The organism is Bacillus sp. LR--39, from assembly GCF_053613335.1.
Window position 1 is genome coordinate 654,544 of the sequence record NZ_JBSIOT010000002.1, and the last position, 18,630, is coordinate 673,173.

Sequence of the window (18,630 nt, forward strand, 5' to 3'; positions counted from 1 at the left end):
CGAATGATTGTATACGTAGTCAATATGGGAATTGTGTATATTTGGTCATGGTTCGCCAAAATGTGCGGCGGGCGTGATCAATCGCTTTCGACCGGATACCGGCCGAATCAGCTCGTCATGATCGTTCCGCTGCTATCGCTCGTATTGGTCTCCGGCTTGCGCTACAGAGTCGGGACGGATTTTCAGACGTACGCGCTGATGTACAAGCTGGCGGGAAATTACGGCAGCATTTGGGAGATCTTCGGGTTCGGAGCGAAAAAAGCAGCCGTTGATCCGGGGTTTACGGCTCTCATCTGGCTCATGAATTTTATCACGAAAGATCCGCAAATTATGTATTTCACCGTGGGGGTCGTGACGTGCAGCTTTATTTTAAAGGGGCTCGTTGAGTTCGGCCGTCCGTTTGAGCTGAGTGTGTTTTTGTTTTTGGGCACGTATCACTATTACGCTTCCTTTAACGGGATCAGGCAGTATATGGTGGCGGCCGTTTTGTTTTGGGCCGTCCGCTACGTGATCAGCGGAAGCTGGAAGCGTTATATGTCAATCGTGCTGCTGTGTTCGCTTTTTCATTCCTCAGCGCTGATTATGATTCCGGTTTATTTTCTCGTCAGAAAAAGAGCCTGGTCGCCCGCGATTTTCGGACTGTCGGCATTGTTTCTTCTTATGACGTTCCTGTATCAGAAGTTCATTTCGCTGTTTGTCGTCGTGCTGGAAAACAGCTCGTACGGCCATTATGAGAAATGGCTGATGACCAATACGAATGGGATGAACGTCGTAAAAATCGCGGTGCTGCTTCTGCCGCTGTTTTTGGCTTTCTGCTATCGGGAGCGGCTGCGGAAGCTCTGGCCTGACATTGATGTCATCGTGAATTTCTGTCTGCTCGGCCTGCTCTTCGGTCTTTTGGCGACAAAGGATGTTATTTTTGCCCGGTTTAATATATATTTCGGCCTGTACCAAATGATCCTGATCCCTTATTTTGTGAGAATTTTTGATGAAAAATCAAATGCGCTGATTTATATCGCCATTATTGTCTGTTATTTTCTTTACAGTTACTTGCTTATGCCGGTCGATTCGTCTGTGCTTCCGTACAGAACGATTTTTTCCCGGTAATGGACACTGGAGGTTTATATGGAAACACCCGCGGTCAGTTTATTAATTGCTGTGTATAATACGGAAACTTATTTAGAAAGATGCTTAGATTCATTGCTCAATCAGTCGCTCGCCAATATCGAAATCGTGGCCGTTAATGACGGGTCAACGGATCAAAGCCCGGCGATTCTTGAAACCTATCAGAAGCGGGATGAGAGAATCAGGGTCATTCATCAGCAAAACCGGGGGCTCGGAGCCGTCCGCAACAGGGGAATCGAGGCGGCGCGCGGCGAATTTATCGCTTTTATTGATGCGGACGACTGGGTTGAACCTGATTATTGCCTGCGCATGTATAAAAAAGCGAAGGCTGATCAGGCTGATCTCGTGATTTGCGAATATGCGGCCGAGTTTGCGGATACGGGGAAAACCGCCGTTTCAACGATTGCTTCAGCGTACGAGGGCCGCCCGAAACAACGGTACCTGAGAGATTTATTTGAAGGAAGAGTCAGCGGTTTTTCATGGAACAAGCTGTACAAAAGAACCATGATCGAGCATCATCAGCTGCGCTTTCCGCTTCGTGATGAGCTGGAGCACGTGGAGGATCAGTACTTCAGCCTCCGGGCGCATGTTTTCGCAGGTGCGGTCTCGTACGTGGATCAGCCGCTCTATCATTATCGGATTCACTTGACTTCCATTGTGCAAAGCTATCAGAAAAAGCTGTTTGACTCAGGTCTCGTTCTCTATCGGCTGAACGAGGCTTTTTTGCGTGAAAACGGCTGCTTACAGGAATACCGGCAGGAGCTGGATTTTTTCATCGTTCAGCACGGAACAGTCTGCCTGCTGAATGAATGGAAGCGGAATAACGGCGGCCGGTTTTCTGAGAAGTGGAAGAATATCAGCCGGATATGCGCTGATCCCGTATTTCGCCTGAGCCTTTCCAAAACCGGAACGGCGCCGTTTGACGCCAAACGTTCATGCCTTCTGCTTTTGGCGAAGCTGAAGCTGATTCCGTTCGTGTCGCTGGCATCAGCCGCGTATCAGCGGGCAATCGAGTACAAAATGAAAATCAGAGGGTGAAGACATGTCGATACAATCTTTAAAAATCAATCTCGCGGAATGGCTATTGCTTAAGGTCAAATACCCGTCCCAATTTCACTTCGGAACGGCAGCGGATGGGGCGGGGCTTACAGCGGCAAGAAAAAAGATCATTCTGACGCTGCTCCCGTCCCACGATAATCTCGGCGATCACGCCATCGCCTACGCAAGCAAAACGTTTCTTGAACGGGAGTATCCCGATTTTGACATTGTCGAAGTGGATATGAAGGATATCTACAGATCGGCAAAAGCGCTGATCAAAAAGCGCCACCCCGATGATATGGTATTCATCATCGGCGGCGGGAACATGGGGGATTTGTACAGGTATGAGGAATGGACGCGCCGCTTTATCATCAAAACATTCCGGGAATATCGGATCGTTCAGCTTCCGGCGACGGCTCACTTTTCTGAATCAAAAAAGGGACGGAAGGAGCTGAAGCGCGCCCGAAAAGTGTACAATGCGCATCCCGACCTTTTGTTAATGGCGAGAGATGAGACGACGTATCAATGGATGAAGCGTCATTTTCCCGGAAAAACAGTGCTCAAACAGCCTGACATGGTCTTATATTTGGATAAAAGCGAGCGGCACATCCCGCGGGAAGGGATCTACCTCTGTTTACGGGAGGATAAGGAGAGTGCGCTGACGGCTGAGGACAGAACGATGGTAAAAGAAGCTTTGGCAAAAGAGTACGGCGAGCTGCATTCCTTTACCACGACGGTCGGCCGGAGGGTCAGCCGCCATACACGTGAAAAGGAGCTGGAGGCGCTTTGGAATACGCTGAAAGGCGCGGAAACCGTCGTCACTGACAGGCTTCACGGGATGATTTTTTGTGCGCTGACGAAAACGCCTTGTGTCGTCATTCGTTCGTTTGATCATAAAGTGATGGAAGGCTATCAATGGCTGAAAAACATACCGAACATGACATTGCTTGAACGTCCAGACCCTGAAACTGTAACGGCCGCCGTAAACCAGCTGCTCAGCGGCAAGCATGAGGAAGGCGGTTCTTTGCGAAGTGTTTATTTTGCCGGGCTGCGCTCGAAAATCAGCGGTGATGCCCAATGACCGCGCCGCTTGTGAGCGTGATCGTGCCGATGTATAAGACAGAGCCTTTTATTAAAGAATGCGCGGTTTCTTTAACAAAACAGACGCTGAGAGACATCGAAATCATTTTCGTCAATGACGGCTCACCGGATCAGTCAGGCCGGATTGCTGAACAATTCGCCGCAGAAGATGCGAGAATCCGGGTGATTCATAAAGAAAACGGCGGCCTCAGCTCGGCCCGCAATGCCGGAATAAAAGCCGCCCGCGGCCGTTATATCGGTTTTGCGGACGGCGATGACTATGTGACGGAAACGATGTTCGAAAGGCTTTATGAAGAAGCGGAGAAGAACCGGCTGGATATCGCCGGCTGCGGTTATTATAAGGAAACGCCGTCTAAAGAAAGAACATATATGCCGCCGTCCATTCCGCCGGGCCGCGTCTTCACAGCGGATGAAATGACTGCATTGCTGACCCGCGCGCACGAACATCGGTTTATTTGGTATGTGTGGCGCTATATATACCGGCGGGAATCATTGCAAGGACTGTTGTTCCATGAAGATATCCGGTTTGCCGAGGACTCTCCGTTTAACTTGGCAGCGTTCCGCCAAGCCGCGCGTGTCAAAGTGATAGACGAAGGGCTGTATATCTACCGGGAAAATCCGCAAAGTCTCACAGAAACACCGTTTAAGCCCCACTTAGATCAAGAACTGCAAAAGCAATATGCAGCGAAAATGGCTTTTTATGAGGCGAACGGGCTGACGGACGCCTGCCGGAGCGATATCGATACATATTTGTGCAAGCATCAGATTCCGATGCTGATCGCCAACGCATGCGCCGCCCCGCAGCTGTCACATCAGATTACGGCGCACATCGGCAGAATCTTAACGTATGACATGGTAAAAATGGCGGTGCGCAGGACGCCGTGCCGCCATAAACAGCTGCTGGCGGGGGAGCGCGTGGTGCTCGGCCTGTGCAAAATGCGCCTTCCTCTTCTTCTGCATGCGTTTTTCGAACGGAAATCGAAAGAGAAAGGCAGTGCGGAAGGAGCATGAAATTTGCCATTAATTTCGGCGCCAATGTGACGGCGTTTTTACTATCGGTGTTTTTATCAGTGTGGATGACGCCCTTTATTGTGAAAACATTAGGTGTGGAGGCTTTTGGGTTTGTCCATCTGACACAGAATATCATTAACTATTTCTCTATTATCACCGTTGCGCTGAGCTCTGTCGTTGTGAGGTTTTTCTCCGTCGCCGCCCACAGGGGGAACAGGGACGAGGCCAATGCGTATGTAAGCAATTATTTAGCCGCGTCTGTCGTGATATCTCTATTACTCGCTGTGCCGCTCGCCGGGACGGCTTTTTTTATTGACAAGATTATGAATGTGCCGGCCGGGCTGCTAACGGATGTGAGGCTGTCCATCGTAATCGGCAGCGTGCTGTTTATGCTGACATTTTTTATGGCGGGATTCGCGACGGGGCCGTTTTTTGCCAACAAGCTTTATATCACAAGTTCCATTCAGGCTGTGCAAATGCTGGTCAGGGTGCTGTGTGTGCTCGCTCTGTTTACGTGCCTGCCGCCGAAAATCTGGCAGATCCAGCTTTCGGCATTAGCGGGAGCTGTCTGTGCGGCTGTGCTGACTTTTTTCTTCTTTAAGAAATTGATTCCGTGGTTTTCTTTCAGCCGTAAAACCTTGTCATTACAAACGAGCAAAGTGCTGTTTTCGGCCGGTGCCTGGAGCTCTGTCAACCAGATCGGCGTGCTGCTGTTTCTGCAGATTGACCTCATGACGGCCAACCTTGTGCTGGGGCCGTCTGAAGCGGGTGTCTATGCGGCGATTATTCAATTCCCGCTCCTGCTCAGAAGTCTTGCCGGGACGCTTGCTTCACTGTTTGCGCCGGTTTTGACTTCCTACTATTCAAAAGGCGATATGGAAGGTCTCCTGTCTTACGCCAATAAGGCTGTGCGGATGAACGGGCTTCTGCTCGCGCTTCCCGCCGCATTATTAGGAGGGCTTGCCGAACCGTTTCTGGCGATTTGGCTGGGCCCGTCGTTTGTGCAGACGGCGCCGCTTTTATACATTCACGCCGCGTATTTGGCGGTCAGTCTCTCTGTCATGCCGCTTTTTTACGTATGGACGGCTTTTAATAAACAAAAAACACCCGCCGTCGTTACTTTATGTTTAGGCGGACTGAACGTCATATTGGCCGTGGTTCTCAGCGGACCGGCACATCTCGGGCTGTACGGCATCACCATTGCCGGTGCAGTCTCTCTCATTTTGAAAAATGCCGTCTTCACGCCGCTGTATGTTTCGCATATTACGGGCTTTCAGAAAACCGCGTTTTATAAAGGCATGTTCGGCCCGTTGGCGGCGGCCGTATTTGCCTGGGCTGTTTGCCGGGGTATCCGGCTGTTTTCACCGCTTGACAGCTGGGCCGGCCTGATCGCCGCAGGGCTTGCCGTATGCATAAGCTATGCCGCATTCGCTTTTTTCTTCATTTGTACGAAAGAAGAAAGGCGGCTTGCTTTACAGAAATACCGAAAAGTGAAAGGAGCTGTTCAGATTTGAAGGCGAAACGTGTATTTGATATAGCGGCCGCGACGTTGTTATTGTGCGGCGCGAGCGTCATCCTTCTCTTCGCCATGGCCGCCGTCAGATGCGCCATCGGGTCTCCGGTATTGTTCAAACAGACGAGACCGGGGCATAACGGGCGTCCGTTTACGTTGTATAAACTCAGAACGATGACGGATGCGCGTGATGAAAACGGTGTGCTGCTTCCGGATCATCTCCGCCTGACCAAAACGGGAAGGCTGATCAGAAAACTGAGCATCGATGAGCTTCCCCAGCTTTTTAATGTGCTCAAAGGAGATATCAGTCTGGTCGGCCCCCGCCCTCTGCTGATGGATTATCTGCCGCTTTACACGGCGGAGCAGGCGCGGCGCCACGAGGTGAAGCCGGGGATTACGGGCTGGGCGCAGATTAACGGGAGAAACGCGATTTCATGGGAGGAAAAATTCAAGCTCGACGTGTGGTACGTCGACAATCGCACATTTCTTCTCGACTTAAAGATTCTGCTTTTAACAGTGAAAAAAGTTCTCGTGTCAGAAGGCATACATCAAGCCGGTCATGTGACGGCAAAGCGCTTCACAGGCAGCGGAGATATGTCATCGTGAAAAAGGTCGTGCTGATCGGAAACGGCGGACACGGAAAAGTCGTGAGAGAAATCGTGCAGGCCCGTTCCGATATGGAGCTTGCGGGCGTATTGGATGACGGATTCAGCGGTTTTGCCGTTCGGAACGGTTTATATACGGGCCGGACGGAAGACGTGCACATGCTTCGGAAGCTCGTCCCCGAGGCCGTATTCACGATATGCATCGGCCGCAACGGCGTCAGAAAGCAGTTCGCTGAAACGCTTGGGCTTGAAGATGATGATTATGCCGCACTCATTCACCCCGGAGCGATCGTCAGTGAAACGGCTTCCGTCGGACACGGAACGGTTGTGATGGCGGGCGCCGTCATTCAGGCGGGCGCTGACATCGGCGCCCATTGCATCATCAATACGGGGGCGGTTGCCGATCATGACAATGCAATCGGAGATTACGTCCATCTTTCACCGCGCGCGGCGCTTGCCGGCGGAGTGAAAGTCGGGGAAGGAACGCACATCGGAATCGGCGCGTCCGTCATACCGCAGATTGACATCGGCCCTTGGTCCGTTATCGGCGCGGGGGCTGCCGTCATCAGCCGGATTCCCGGCCATGTGACGGCGGTCGGCGTTCCGGCCCGCATCATCTCCCCTATCCATAATGAAAAAGGATGATTTCATGCAAACAAACAAACGGATTTATTTGTCTCCGCCTCATATGAGCGGAAAAGAACAGGAATACATTGCAGAAGCCTTCCGCTCCAATTGGATTGCCCCGCTCGGTCCGCTCGTCAATTCGTTTGAAGCGCGGCTCGCGGAATATGCGGGAGTGAAAAGCGCGGCGGCCGTAAGCTCGGGAACGGCCGCCATCCATCTTGCCCTGCGGCTTGCGGGTGTGAAAAAAGGAGACGCTGTATTTTGTCCTTCCTTTACGTTTGTCGCCACGGCGAATCCGATTGTGTATGAGCAGGCTGAGCCCGTTTTTATTGATTCGGAATGGGAGACGTGGAATATGTCGCCCGATGCGCTTGAGCGGGCGCTGCGGGATGCAAAGCGGCGCGGCAGACTCCCGAAAGCGGTGATCGCCGTCAATCTTTACGGCCAAAGCGCGAAAATGGATGAATTAATGAGCCTTTGTGACGCATACGGCGTCTGTCTGATTGAAGACGCTGCCGAGTCCTTAGGATCAACATATAAAGGCAGGCAGAGCGGCACGTTCGGCCGTTTCGGCATTTATTCCTTTAACGGCAACAAAATCATTACAACATCGGGAGGCGGCATGCTCGTGTCTGACGATGAAGCCGCGATTGAAAAAGCGAGGTTTCTTGCGTCACAGGCGAGAGATGCCGCCGTTCATTACCAGCACAGCGAGCTCGGGTATAACTACAGGCTCAGCAACATTCTCGCGGGCGTGGGGATATCGCAGCTGGAAGTGCTCGAAGATCGCGTCCGGGCGAGGAGAGAAATCTTTCACAGGTATCGGGAAGCGCTGGAAACGTATCCGGGCATCCGCATGATGCCGGAGCTTGAAGGAACGGTTTCAAACCGCTGGCTGACGGCTCTGACGCTTGATAACGGCGTGACGCCGGAAGAAGCAGTCGCCTGTCTTGCGGAACAGAATATTGAGGCCCGGCCGCTGTGGAAACCGCTGCATACGCAGCCGCTTTTCTCATCTTCCGTCTTTTATCCTCACAGCGAACATGAACGGGTCTCTGAAAATCTTTTCAGCCGGGGCATCTGTCTGCCGTCCGGGTCTGACTTGTCTTCTGAGGAGCAGCAGCGTGTCATTGACGCACTTGCGCAACTGTTTGAAACGAAAGGGGAGAAAACATGGACAACCGCCATGTTATGAGCCGATTAAAAGAAACGTTGACGGGGCTGCTCAGCGTTATACCGCCGCAATCTGACATCATATATGCCGACTATCCCCTCTACGGAAATGTAGGGGATTTATTGATTATGAAGGGGACGGAGGCGTTTTTTAAAGCGCACGGCATCCGCGTGAAACAGCGCTGGAATCCCGACAATTTTCCATTCGGGCGCCGGGCGGACAAAAAGACAATCATCGTCTGTCAGGGTGGCGGGAATTTCGGGGATCTCTATCCGTACTATCAGACGTTCAGGGAAAAAATCGTCAAATCCTTCCCGGAAAACAGGATCGTCATCCTGCCGCAATCCATTTATTATCAGGATGAGACACGGCTGCAAAAGACAGCGGCGCTTTTTGCGGAGCACAAGGATCTCCATCTGTTTACGAGGGATCATGTGTCATACGAGACCGCGAAACGCTTTTTTTCGGCGAATCATATCGGGCTTATGCCTGATATGGCCCATCAGCTGTATCCGATGGCGGCGTCAGCGGCTCCGTCACGCGGCAGGCTTCATTTTATCCGCACGGATGGGGAAATCAATCCGAAGCTGCAAACCAATTCTTCCGTTAAAAGCTGCGACTGGCAGGATGTGCTGTCAGCAAGCGACCGCAGGGGAATCGCTTTTTTCCAAACACTGAATGTTTTGAATAAAAAAGCGGGAAACCCGCTGTCGATTGCGCGGTTTTGGAAACGCTATTCCGATTTCTTAACGAAGAAAGCGGTCCTGTTTTTCAGCAGATACGAATCGGTGGAAACGTCAAGGCTTCACGGTCACATTCTGTCCTCGCTTCTCGGGAAACCTAATACCGTCATTGATAATTCATACGGGAAAAACGCCAACTATTATTACACCTGGATGCACGAAGCGCCGGATGTCCGTCTGATCGGGGAAACCGCCGGCACGAAGGAAAACCTTCCGCTTTGAATGAGCGGAAGGTTTATTTTGTTTCACCGCGTTTTACTTTGTTGTACGCCTCATCCAAATGCTGAATTCTTTTGAGCACAACCGAGTTTTTTGTCAGCTGATCCTGAACAAGGGTTGAAACGACGGAACGGTAATAGCTGTTCATCGCATGAATTCGGTCTTCATTCGGATTCATTTCAATGTGCTGTGTAAAGTTTTCAATAAAATAAGGAACAGAAAAAAGTTCTGACATCTATAAAGCAACTCCTTTTAATAAGTATATACGGTATGAAACCAATCATGTACAATGAAAAAAGGGGAGTGAGCATGATGGATATCAAACTTCAGCAAACACAAATGTTAAAGCCTCAATTAACGCAAGAGCTTAAACAGGCTATCACATTACTCGGATACAATTCCGCGGAACTGGCCGGATATATTGATGAGCTCTCACTGGAAAACCCTCTGATTGAACGAAAGGAAACAGACACGCCGCTACTATCTTACCATAAAACAAATAAAAACAGGATGAAAGAACGGGACGGAAGCCAGCAGATCAGACTTACCCGCAAAACGCTTCAGGATTCGCTCAAACAGCAAGCCTTAGACATGAAGCTGTCCGATGATGAGAAAAAAATTTTCAATTATCTGATACATTCATTGGATTCAAACGGATATTTAAAAGAGGATATACCAGCCGCCGCCGACCATGTATCCGCTTCACAAGAGGAGACGGAAGCGGTTCTGAAAAAGCTTCAATCCCTTGAGCCCGCGGGAATCGGCGCCCGGTCTTTGCAGGAATGCATCCTTCTTCAGCTCCGCCGCTTGCCCGAGCGGAACGAACAGGCGGAATGGATTGCCGAAGCCTATTTTGAGCTATTTGCAAGAAAGAACTGGAAAGCGCTTACACTAAAAACGGGCATTCCGCTTAAAGACATTCAGGACATCGCTGACATGATCAGCGCGCTTGATCCGAGGCCGGGGCTCTGTTATGCGCATGAGGAGCCGGGTTTTTACGTGGAACCGGATATTTTCATCACAGTGAAAAACGGCATCATTCAAGCGCGGCTCAACAGCCGTTCGTTTCCTGACATCCAGCTTCATACCCATTATCAGCCGCTGCTGTCAGCTGCCGGGTGCCGTGACACGAAAAATTATCTGTCGGCAAAATATCAGGAATGGCGCTGGCTGAACCGGGCTTTGTCGCAAAGAAAACAAACGATCACGAGAATTATCGGCGTCCTGACTGAACGGCAGGAATCCTTTTTTCTCACAGGAAAAAGCGGAATGCAGCCGCTGACCTTAAGAGAGGTGGCGGAAACGCTGGAGCTCCACGAATCAACGATCAGCCGGGCAATCAAAGGGAAGTACGTTCAGACGCCGTACGGACTGTATGAAATGAAAACATTTTTCTCGGCGAAAGCTGAATCATCGGGGGACGGCGGTGCCTCCAATTATGCCGTGAAAGCGCATCTGGAGGCATTGGTCGGTAAAGAAGATAAAAAGAAACCTTTTTCAGACCAAAAGCTTGCCGATCTGCTGCATGAACAATATGACATCCGAATCTCAAGGCGCACCGTCGCCAAGTACCGTGACCAATTAAATATTCCGCCGTCATCGGCGAGAAAACGGTACAGCTGAAACCTCCCCGAGCCAAACCCCGGGGAGGTTCTCCGTGTTACGGGATCATCCATGAAAACAGATGATGCTGTAAAAATGTAATGAGACAGACGAGCAGAAGCAAAAACAGACTGTGCTTAATCGTAAAGCGGAAAAGGTCGGCTTCCTTGCCCGCCAGACCGACAGCGGCACAGGCAACCGCAATGGATTGCGGAGAAATCATTTTTCCGGTGACACCGCCTGAAGAATTGGCGGCGACGGAGAGAACCGGGTCCATCCCGACAGAGAGCGCCGTTACCTTTTGCAATCCGCCGAACAATAGGTTGGCCGACGTATCAGAGCCGGTAATAAATACGCCGAGCCAGCCGAGCACCGGCGAAAAAAAGGTAAACATCGCGCCCGTCATGGCAAGCGCAAGACCGAGTGTCGTGCTCATGCCGGAAGCATTCGTCACATAAGCAAAGCCGACAACAGAAACAATGGTCACGACCGGAAGCGTTAATTCTTTCACCGTTTCTATAAACGCTTCGCCCCAAGTCTTCCACGACATGCCGAGGGCGAACTTGGAGATGACGGCGGCAATCAGAATCGCCGTCCCCGCTGAACCGAAAAGCTCAAGTTTGTACACGGCTTCAATAGGCGTGCCGTCCGCCTGAAGAATCTGCTGATTTACAAATGGGACGGGAGGCGTGAAGGTCAATGCACGCCCGGCTGCATTCAGCCAGGAAAGCCACATTGACGTTCCTTCGTAATGACCGGTTAAGGCAGCCTTCACGCCGGGAATCCCCCAGACGGATATCATGGCCGTCAGAAGAAGGAAAGGAGACCACGCTTTAAACACCGCGGCGCCCCCGTACTTGATCGGCGCCCGGTCAGCGGCCGCTGCTGATTCCCGTTCTGCCGCGAAACGAAAGGCCGTTTTCGGTTTCCAAAATTTCAAAAACACAGCGAGCGCGGCCATGGAAACTAGCGCCGACAGCACATCCGGAAGCTCAGGCCCTAAAAAATTCGAGCTTGCGTACTGCACGGCCGCAAAGGAGACGCCGGAAACAAGAATGGCCGGCCATATCTCAAAAGCCTTTTTAAACCCGCTCATCAAAATGATTAAGTACAGCGGAATAAAGACGGATAAAAACGGAAGCTGCCGGCCGACCATTTGAGAAATTTCCATTGCCGGTATCCCGGTCGGACCTTCGACGGCGGTAATCGGAATGCCGATCGCGCCGAAGGCAACGGGCGCCGTATTGGCAATCAGGCAAATTCCCGCCGCATACAGCGGCTGAAAACCAAGTCCGACGAGCAAAGCAGCCGAGATCGCGACGGGAGCGCCGAAACCGGCGGCGCCTTCTAAAAACGCCCCGAATGAAAAGGCGATGAGCAGCGCCTGCAAACGCCGGTCATCTGTAATTGACAGCACCGAACTCCGGATAATCTCAAACTGTCCCGTTTTCACGGTGATTTTATACAGAAAGACCGATGTGACGATAATCCAGCCGATCGGAAGCAGCCCGTACACCGCTCCTTGAGAAGCCGACATCACCGCTTTTTCCGCCGGCATGCCGTAAACAAATACAGCGATTAAAAGTGAAACGGCTAATGTTAAAAGCCCCGCTATGTACCCCTTCATCCGTTTCACCGCAAGCGCCCAAAAAAAGAAGATAATCGGCACGAGCGCGCAAGCTGCCGATAAAAGCAAATTTCCCCCTAAAGGAGCGTACCCCTGTGTCCATTGCATCCCTAAAAAACCCCTCCTTATGTCATGTAAGCGATTACTTTTTATGATAAGGTCATCTGATGACCGGGTTAATTAGCATTATATTTTGAAAGTTTTGAAAGTACAATACTTTTCTTGAACAAATTGTCTGAACCTGTCGGCAATACAAAAAAAGAAGTATAATAGACGATAAACATCAAGATTCACAAGTGACGGGGTGATCGCGTTGAAATATAAACAAATTAAAACGAAAAAAATCTACGAGGAAGTCGCTGACGCATTGCTGGAGAAGATAAAAGCGGGCGAGCTTAAGCCGGGTGAAAAGCTTGATTCCGTTCAGGCGCTTTCTGAGAGTTTTCAGGTCAGCCGCTCGGCGGTCAGAGAAGCGCTGTCGGCTTTGAAAGCGATGGGGCTCGTCGACATGAAGCAGGGAGAAGGCACATACATAAGAGAATTTGAGCCGTCTCATGTTTCCCAGCCGCTTTCTTCCGCCCTCTTGATGAAAAAAGAGGATGTCAAACAGCTGCTCGAAGTCAGAAAGCTGCTTGAACTCGGCGTCGCCGCCATGGCCGCTGAAAAACGCACCGAAGATGATTTACAAAAAATCCGCCAAGCTCTCATGGAGATGAAAGACATTGACGGAGACGAAGAATTGGGCGAAAAAGCTGATTTCTCCTTTCACATGGCGCTGGCGGAAGCATCACAAAACGGGCTGCTCAAGCATCTCATGAATCATGTCTCCGCGCTTCTTTTGGAAACGATGAGAGAAACGAGAAAAATTTGGCTGTTTTCTAAACGAACGAGCGTGCAGCGATTGTATGAAGAGCATGAACGCATTTACAGCGCCGTCGCCGCCGGAGACGCGGATGAAGCGGAAGCCGCGATGACCGCGCACCTGACGAATGTGGAAGAAGTGCTGGGGGCTTATTTTGAAGAAAATGTATAGAAGCTGACTTGTGAAAGGGGATAACATCACATGCAGGCCGAATCTTTTTTTTCTGACCATGTAAAGAAAGCTCTGACAAACGATCCTCCCGGGGAATGGATGCCGGCAGTTCCGAAAGCGTGCATCCCCCTGCATTCCGGCTATCCCAATCCCGCACTCGTTCCTGATAAGGAGCTGAAAGAAGCCGCCGCCCGCCTTCTGGATGAGGAGCGCGATCTGCCGCTGCATTATATGGGAAGCCCGAGGACGGCCGTTTTAAAAAAGCAGATTCAAGAACGGGCAGCCACCCGTGGCATTCACTGTCGGGACGATGAGCTGCTCGTGACGTCAGGCGCCTGTCAGGCGATAGATCTGGCTGCACGGGTTTTCCTCGATGAACAAACCGCCGCTGCCGTTGAAGCTCCGGTCTACATGGAAGCGCTCGAGATTTTTAAAAATTACACACCGCATATCATGAGCATTCCGACAGATCAAGAGGGCCTGCAAACAGAAACATTAGCGCTCATGCTTGAGGAAAGAAAACGAAAAGGGCTTCTGCTTCCCCGTCTTCTCTACACGATACCCGCTTTTCAGAATCCTGCGGGAACCGTAATGTCAGCGAAGCGGAGAACCCGCCTGCTTCAGCTTGCCGAAGCGTATGATTTTCTCATCTTGGAGGATGATGCATACGGCGAGCTCGGATTCACCGATATTCCGCCGCCCTTAAAAGCCATGGATCAAAACGGCCGGGTGCTGTACGCCGGTTCATTATCAAAAGTCATCGCCCCGGGTATGAGGATCGGCTGGATTGCAGGGGACGCCGCATTCATCACGGCATTGTCATGGTTAAAAAAAGACTTAGGCCACCCGTTTTCCCAAGCGGTGACCGCCGTCTATCTGGAACAAACGAATGTTGAAAAACGGCTCGCCGTCTTGCGGGAAGCATATCAAAGCAAACGTGACGTTTTGCTCGCCGCATCAGAGAGATATCTTCCGAAATCCGCATCCTGGCACGTGCCTGAAGGCGGTTACTTTGTATGGGTGAAAGCGCCGGGAGCGGATACATCCGCAATGCTGGCGAGGGCTCTTTCTCACGGCGTTTCCTATGTACCCGGTAAATATTTTTTTCTGCATCATGAAGACGGTGCGGAATATCTCCGCCTGTCGTTCAGTTATGCCGGTAAAGCCGCGATAAAAGAGGGTGTGCAAAAACTGGGACGTCTGCTGGAAAACGGGATGTAGAGCAGCTTGAGGAGCTTTCGGGCTTCTCTTTTTTTTGTCCCCTTCAGCGCATCGGACGAAAGGATTTTTCAGAAAAACCTTCCAATCCATATTCAGAATAGTGTAGGATATTCATAGAGCTTTTCCTAAAAACAGGTCATCAGATGACCGGATCACATATTGAGGATGAAAGAGGGGTTCATCATGAAAGTCTCATTATTTGTCACGTGCCTTGTGGATATGTTCCAGACCAATGTCGGAAAGGCGACGGTTGAGGTGCTGGAACGGCTCGGGTGTGAGGTGGATTTTCCCGAGGGGCAGATCTGCTGCGGGCAGCCCGCATACAACAGCGGGTATGTGACGGATGCGAAAAAAGCGATGAAGCGGATGATTGCCGCGTTTGAAGAAGCGGAGTACGTCGTCAGTCCGTCAGGTTCCTGTACGACGATGTTCCGTGAATATCCGCATCTGTTTCAGGACGATCCGAAGTGGGCGGCAAAAGCGCAGCAGCTTGCGGACAAAACATATGAGTTAACAGATTTTATCGTCAACGTTCTCGGGGTGGAGGATGTCGGGGCGGTGCTGCAAAAAAAAGCGACAGTCCATACATCGTGCCACATGACGAGGCTGCTCGGCGTGTCGGAGGAGCCGATGAAGCTTTTGCGCCATGTCAAGGGGCTCGAGCTGACCGCGCTTCCCGGAAAACATCAATGCTGCGGATTCGGAGGAACGTTTTCTGTGAAAATGGCGCAAATCTCTGAACAAATGGTGGATGAGAAGGTCGCCTGCGTGGAAGACACGGAGGCCGAGGTGCTGATCGGGGCGGATTGCGGATGTCTGATGAATATCGGAGGGCGTCTTGACCGTAAGGATAAAAACGTCAGAGTCATGCACATCGCCGAAGTGCTGAACAGCAGATAAGACGAGAAACAACAAGGGGGGAAAATCATGGCGATGAAAATCGGTACCGCCGCTTTTAAAGAGCGGGTATCAGAAGGAATAGATAATGAGTTTATGAGAGGAGCCGTCTCCGGAGCGCAGGAACGGCTCAGGACAAGAAGGCTTCAGGCGGCCGAAGAATTGGGAAACTGGGAGGATTGGCGTTCCCATGCGGAAGAAATCAGACAGCATGTGCTGGACAATCTTGATTTCTATTTGGAACAGCTCGCCGAAAACGTCGCCAACAGAGGCGGACATGTCTTTTTCGCCGAAACGGCGGAAGAAGCGTCCTCCTATATCCGCGATGTCATCCGGCAGAAAAACGCCAAAAAAATCGTAAAATCCAAATCCATGGTGACAGAAGAAATCAATATGAACGAAGTGCTTGAGGAAGAGGGCTGTGAAGTCACAGAAACGGATCTCGGCGAATACATTCTCCAGATTGACGACCACGATCCGCCGTCACATATCGTTGCTCCCGCTCTTCACAAAAACAAAGAGCAGATCCGTGACGTGTTTAAAGAGAGACTCGAATATAAACAGACGGAAAAACCGGAAGAGCTCGTTATGCACGCGCGCAGCGTTCTCCGGAAAAAATTTCTCGAAGCGGATGTCGGCATTACAGGCTGCAACTTTGCAATCGCGGATACCGGATCGGTCAGTCTCGTGACGAACGAAGGAAACGGCCGCCTTGTGTCCGCGCTGCCGAAGACGCAGATCACCGTGATGGGAATGGAGCGGATCGTTCCTTCATTTTCTGAGTTTGAAGTGCTTGTCAGCATGCTGACGAGAAGCGCCGTCGGCCAGCGGCTTACAAGTTACATTACGGCGCTGACGGGACCTCGTCAGCAAGGAGAAGCTGACGGGCCTGAGGAATTCCACCTCGTGGTTGTGGACAACGGGCGTTCCCGCATACTCGGCACGGAATTCCAATCGGTGCTGCAATGTATCCGCTGCGCCGCCTGCATCAACGTCTGTCCCGTGTACCGGCATGTCGGCGGACACTCGTACGGGTCCATCTATTCGGGTCCGATCGGCGCCGTCTTATCGCCTCTTCTCGGCGGATATGACGAATACAAGGAGCTCCCGTACGCATCTTCCTTATGTGCGGCCTGTACGGAAGCATGTCCCGTCAAAATTCCGCTGCACGAGCTGCTGCTCAAGCATCGGCAGAACATCGTGGAAAAAGAGGGCAAAGCGCCGATCAGCGAAAAACTGGCGATGAAAGCCTTCGGGCTCGGCTCGTCATCCCCGTCCCTTTATAAAATGGGATCGAAATGGGCGCCTGCCGCCATGACGCCGTTTACGGAAGATGACAAAATATCAAAAGGGCCGGGGCCGTTAAAAGAATGGACGGCAATACGGGATTTCCCGGCGCCGCATAAATCGAGGTTCAGAGATTGGTTTAAAGACCGGGAAAAACAAAAGGGGGAAGAATGATGATGAAAGGGACGGTTACACATCAGGAATCCTTTTTAAACCGGATCGCCGAAAGTCTGGGCAGAGAGCGCAGGAAATCAGGCGTGTCCCTGCCTGAATGGAAGTATCAGCCACAATATCAAACGCATGCGGACTGTACGGAAGACGATCTTGTCACGATGCTGAAAGACCACTGCGTCAACATTCATACCGAACTGATCGAAACGGATGCAGCCGGGCTTTACGACGCTTTGCGCACGCAGGTGAACCGCTTTGAAGGAGGGCCTGTCATCATTCCGAAGGACAGCCGGTTTGAAACGTACGGCTTGCAGACCCTTATGACAGAAGAGTGGCCGGACGAAGGGATTCCCGTTTGGGAATGGGACGCGGAACAAGGAGCGAAAAATATTGAAAAAGCGGAACAAGCGAATGTGGGCATTACATTCAGCGAGATCACGCTTGCGGAATCAGCCACCGTCGTTTTGTATGCGTCAGAGCATGCCGGCCGTTCTGTCAGCCTGCTTCCGACCACCTATATCGCAATCATCCCGAAATCTTCCATTGTGCCGAGAATGACACAGGCCAGCGATATACTGAAACAGCAGATCAGAGACGGCGTCACCGTTCCTTCCTGCATCAACTATATTACTGGACCGAGCAACTCGGCCGATATCGAAATGGATTTGGTTGTCGGCGTCCACGGACCCGTTAAAGCCGCTTATATCCTTGTGAATGACCGATAAAAAAACAAACCCCGGTTTTCTGATATGATCCCCTCATAGCAGACAGAAAAAAGAAAGCATACTGATCTGTCTGCAATGAAGGGGATTTTTTATGGGGAAAATACGTAAAACTTATGATATTCACTTTAAGAAAAAAGTTGTTGATCTTCACCTAAATGATGGGATGGGTTATCAGACAATCGCCAGAGAAATGAACAAGCACAACTCAAAAAGCAAAGCAATAAAATTAATTTGCGGATAATTAAGGAGAGGGGGAAGAAATACCCCTCTTTTTTACCATTATAACGATGCATTGAAAATGATTAGGCGAATATTATAAGATTTAGGAAATATTGTTATAAGGTGGTTTTGAACAACTTATGAACAGTATTCAAAAAGAAACTGAAAAGATCAATGCATCTAGGGACTGGTTGATTTATATCACAGTATCAGTAATCTTTTTAATAGCAGTATCGATATTTAGCTTTTTTGAGTCGGAAGTTGATTTTAACGTTATGGCTCTCCGATTATTTGATGCTTTGATCAGCTGTATCTTAGTTATAAACGGTCTTTATTTTATGCAGAAAAACAAAGGGATAGCCGTCGTTTCCTTCCTTTTAGGAATAATTAATCTAGGGATATTAGCTGTTCTTTTGTTTCGTTAAAGAAAGAGGAGCCCAGCTCATATTGATATGATCCCCTCATAGCAGACAGAAAAAATAGAAAGCATACTGATCTGTCTGCAATGGGGGGGATTTTTTATGGGGAAAACACGTAAAACTTATGATCTTCACTTTAAGAAAAAAGTTGTTGATCTTCACCTAAATGATAGGATGGGTTATCAGACAGCTGAAGCAGTTCAAGAAGCAGTATGTAAATATATTTATTTTTACAACCATCAACGGTTCCAAAAGAAGTGAAACAACCTGAGC

The 18,630-nt window shown here is 50.5% G+C and carries 20 protein-coding genes; 18 read left to right on the forward strand and 2 right to left on the reverse strand.

Going from position 1 to position 18,630, the window contains the following annotated elements; genetic code table 11:
* Positions 1-3: 3 nt before the first annotated feature.
* Genes ACWHAR_RS13040 through ACWHAR_RS13080 form a run of 9 tightly spaced genes read left to right on the forward strand, consistent with a single transcriptional unit; the run spans position 4 to position 9,159 of the window.
* A complete protein-coding gene (locus ACWHAR_RS13040; RefSeq protein WP_032876320.1) occupies positions 4-1,107 on the forward strand; it encodes an EpsG family protein in 1,104 nt (367 codons plus the stop codon).
* 18 nt (positions 1,108-1,125) lie between these two features.
* On the forward strand, positions 1,126-2,163 hold the full coding sequence (locus ACWHAR_RS13045) for a glycosyltransferase family 2 protein (RefSeq protein WP_032876323.1): 1,038 nt from the start codon (positions 1,126-1,128) through the stop codon (positions 2,161-2,163).
* Between the two features lie 4 nt (positions 2,164-2,167).
* On the forward strand, positions 2,168-3,244 hold the full coding sequence (locus ACWHAR_RS13050; protein WP_032876326.1) for a polysaccharide pyruvyl transferase family protein: 1,077 nt from the start codon (positions 2,168-2,170) through the stop codon (positions 3,242-3,244).
* Complete coding sequence (locus tag ACWHAR_RS13055; protein ID WP_032876329.1) at positions 3,241-4,275, forward strand: glycosyltransferase; 1,035 nt, start codon at positions 3,241-3,243, stop codon at positions 4,273-4,275. Before ACWHAR_RS13050 ends, ACWHAR_RS13055 begins: the two co-directional genes overlap by 4 nt.
* Complete coding sequence (locus ACWHAR_RS13060; RefSeq protein WP_032876333.1) at positions 4,272-5,789, forward strand: MATE family efflux transporter; 1,518 nt, start codon at positions 4,272-4,274, stop codon at positions 5,787-5,789. Before ACWHAR_RS13055 ends, ACWHAR_RS13060 begins: the two co-directional genes overlap by 4 nt.
* Positions 5,786-6,394 carry a sugar transferase gene (locus tag ACWHAR_RS13065; protein WP_032876336.1) on the forward strand — a complete coding sequence of 203 codons (609 nt, stop codon included), beginning with the start codon at positions 5,786-5,788 and terminating at the stop codon, positions 6,392-6,394. Before ACWHAR_RS13060 ends, ACWHAR_RS13065 begins: the two co-directional genes overlap by 4 nt.
* Entirely contained in the window at positions 6,391-7,038 is a 648-nt protein-coding gene (locus tag ACWHAR_RS13070; protein ID WP_032876338.1) for an acetyltransferase, read from the forward strand. The genes ACWHAR_RS13065 and ACWHAR_RS13070 overlap by 4 nt, the downstream gene beginning before the upstream one ends.
* A 4-nt stretch (positions 7,039-7,042) precedes the next feature.
* Positions 7,043-8,215, forward strand: coding sequence for a DegT/DnrJ/EryC1/StrS family aminotransferase (locus ACWHAR_RS13075; protein WP_032876341.1), 1,173 nt, complete (start codon positions 7,043-7,045; stop codon positions 8,213-8,215).
* Complete coding sequence (locus tag ACWHAR_RS13080) at positions 8,194-9,159, forward strand: polysaccharide pyruvyl transferase family protein (protein ID WP_032876344.1); 966 nt, start codon at positions 8,194-8,196, stop codon at positions 9,157-9,159. Before ACWHAR_RS13075 ends, ACWHAR_RS13080 begins: the two co-directional genes overlap by 22 nt.
* A 13-nt stretch (positions 9,160-9,172) precedes the next feature.
* Here ACWHAR_RS13080 and yvfG read toward each other — a convergent pair whose 3' ends face one another.
* Positions 9,173-9,391 (reverse strand): protein YvfG, encoded by a 219-nt coding sequence (gene yvfG / locus ACWHAR_RS13085; RefSeq protein WP_003151570.1) that lies wholly within the window; start codon positions 9,389-9,391, stop codon positions 9,173-9,175.
* A 77-nt stretch (positions 9,392-9,468) separates the two neighbouring features.
* Here yvfG and rpoN point away from each other — a divergent pair, with 77 nt between their 5' ends.
* A complete protein-coding gene (rpoN, locus tag ACWHAR_RS13090; protein WP_032876964.1) occupies positions 9,469-10,779 on the forward strand; it encodes an RNA polymerase factor sigma-54 in 1,311 nt (436 codons plus the stop codon).
* Between the two features lie 37 nt (positions 10,780-10,816).
* On the opposite strand, the gene lutP is transcribed toward rpoN, so the two are convergent.
* Complete coding sequence (lutP, locus tag ACWHAR_RS13095) at positions 10,817-12,493, reverse strand: L-lactate permease LutP (RefSeq protein ID WP_007613900.1); 1,677 nt, start codon at positions 12,491-12,493, stop codon at positions 10,817-10,819.
* 205 nt (positions 12,494-12,698) lie between these two features.
* On the opposite strand from lutP, the gene ACWHAR_RS13100 reads away from it, so the two are divergent.
* The 8 genes from ACWHAR_RS13100 (at position 12,699) to ACWHAR_RS13135 (ending at position 18,618) form a co-directional block, all read left to right on the forward strand.
* Positions 12,699-13,418, forward strand: a complete 720-nt coding sequence (locus ACWHAR_RS13100) for a FadR/GntR family transcriptional regulator (protein ID WP_024085825.1) — start codon at positions 12,699-12,701, stop codon at positions 13,416-13,418.
* A 30-nt stretch (positions 13,419-13,448) separates the two neighbouring features.
* On the forward strand, positions 13,449-14,639 hold the full coding sequence (locus tag ACWHAR_RS13105) for an aminotransferase-like domain-containing protein (RefSeq protein ID WP_032876346.1): 1,191 nt from the start codon (positions 13,449-13,451) through the stop codon (positions 14,637-14,639).
* 183 nt (positions 14,640-14,822) lie between these two features.
* Positions 14,823-15,539 carry a (Fe-S)-binding protein gene (locus ACWHAR_RS13110; protein ID WP_014418920.1) on the forward strand — a complete coding sequence of 239 codons (717 nt, stop codon included), beginning with the start codon at positions 14,823-14,825 and terminating at the stop codon, positions 15,537-15,539.
* A gap of 27 nt (positions 15,540-15,566) precedes the next feature.
* On the forward strand, positions 15,567-16,997 hold the full coding sequence (locus tag ACWHAR_RS13115) for a LutB/LldF family L-lactate oxidation iron-sulfur protein (RefSeq protein ID WP_007407375.1): 1,431 nt from the start codon (positions 15,567-15,569) through the stop codon (positions 16,995-16,997).
* Positions 16,997-17,719, forward strand: a complete 723-nt coding sequence (locus ACWHAR_RS13120) for a LutC/YkgG family protein (protein ID WP_025649302.1) — start codon at positions 16,997-16,999, stop codon at positions 17,717-17,719. The genes ACWHAR_RS13115 and ACWHAR_RS13120 overlap by 1 nt, the downstream gene beginning before the upstream one ends.
* 91 nt (positions 17,720-17,810) lie before the next feature.
* Complete coding sequence (locus ACWHAR_RS13125) at positions 17,811-17,960, forward strand: transposase (RefSeq protein WP_032876349.1); 150 nt, start codon at positions 17,811-17,813, stop codon at positions 17,958-17,960.
* Positions 17,961-18,078: 118 nt separating this feature from the next.
* A complete protein-coding gene (locus ACWHAR_RS13130) occupies positions 18,079-18,363 on the forward strand; it encodes a hypothetical protein (protein ID WP_032876353.1) in 285 nt (94 codons plus the stop codon).
* 96 nt (positions 18,364-18,459) lie between these two features.
* Complete coding sequence (locus ACWHAR_RS13135) at positions 18,460-18,618, forward strand: hypothetical protein (protein ID WP_174514581.1); 159 nt, start codon at positions 18,460-18,462, stop codon at positions 18,616-18,618.
* Positions 18,619-18,630: the final 12 nt, after the last annotated feature.

Bases quoted from the DNA above. Each gene is read 5' to 3' on its own strand.
- ACWHAR_RS13040 (WP_032876320.1), top strand. From the start codon at position 4: ATGATTGTATACGTAGTCAATATGGGAATTGTGTATATTTGGTCATGG.
- ACWHAR_RS13045 (WP_032876323.1), top strand. From the start codon at position 1,126: ATGGAAACACCCGCGGTCAGTTTATTAATTGCTGTGTATAATACGGAA.
- ACWHAR_RS13125 (WP_032876349.1), top strand. From the start codon at position 17,811: ATGGGGAAAATACGTAAAACTTATGATATTCACTTTAAGAAAAAAGTT.
- lutP (WP_007613900.1), bottom strand. From the start codon at position 12,493: ATGCAATGGACACAGGGGTACGCTCCTTTAGGGGGAAATTTGCTTTTA.
- ACWHAR_RS13060 (WP_032876333.1), top strand. From the start codon at position 4,272: ATGAAATTTGCCATTAATTTCGGCGCCAATGTGACGGCGTTTTTACTA.
- ACWHAR_RS13120 (WP_025649302.1), top strand. From the start codon at position 16,997: ATGATGAAAGGGACGGTTACACATCAGGAATCCTTTTTAAACCGGATC.
- ACWHAR_RS13110 (WP_014418920.1), top strand. From the start codon at position 14,823: ATGAAAGTCTCATTATTTGTCACGTGCCTTGTGGATATGTTCCAGACC.
- ACWHAR_RS13080 (WP_032876344.1), top strand. From the start codon at position 8,194: ATGGACAACCGCCATGTTATGAGCCGATTAAAAGAAACGTTGACGGGG.
- ACWHAR_RS13135 (WP_174514581.1), top strand. From the start codon at position 18,460: ATGGGGAAAACACGTAAAACTTATGATCTTCACTTTAAGAAAAAAGTT.
- ACWHAR_RS13115 (WP_007407375.1), top strand. From the start codon at position 15,567: ATGGCGATGAAAATCGGTACCGCCGCTTTTAAAGAGCGGGTATCAGAA.
- ACWHAR_RS13050 (WP_032876326.1), top strand. From the start codon at position 2,168: ATGTCGATACAATCTTTAAAAATCAATCTCGCGGAATGGCTATTGCTT.
- ACWHAR_RS13105 (WP_032876346.1), top strand. From the start codon at position 13,449: ATGCAGGCCGAATCTTTTTTTTCTGACCATGTAAAGAAAGCTCTGACA.
- ACWHAR_RS13055 (WP_032876329.1), top strand. From the start codon at position 3,241: ATGACCGCGCCGCTTGTGAGCGTGATCGTGCCGATGTATAAGACAGAG.
- rpoN (WP_032876964.1), top strand. From the start codon at position 9,469: ATGGATATCAAACTTCAGCAAACACAAATGTTAAAGCCTCAATTAACG.
- ACWHAR_RS13130 (WP_032876353.1), top strand. From the start codon at position 18,079: ATGAACAGTATTCAAAAAGAAACTGAAAAGATCAATGCATCTAGGGAC.
- yvfG (WP_003151570.1), bottom strand. From the start codon at position 9,391: ATGTCAGAACTTTTTTCTGTTCCTTATTTTATTGAAAACTTTACACAG.
- ACWHAR_RS13075 (WP_032876341.1), top strand. From the start codon at position 7,043: ATGCAAACAAACAAACGGATTTATTTGTCTCCGCCTCATATGAGCGGA.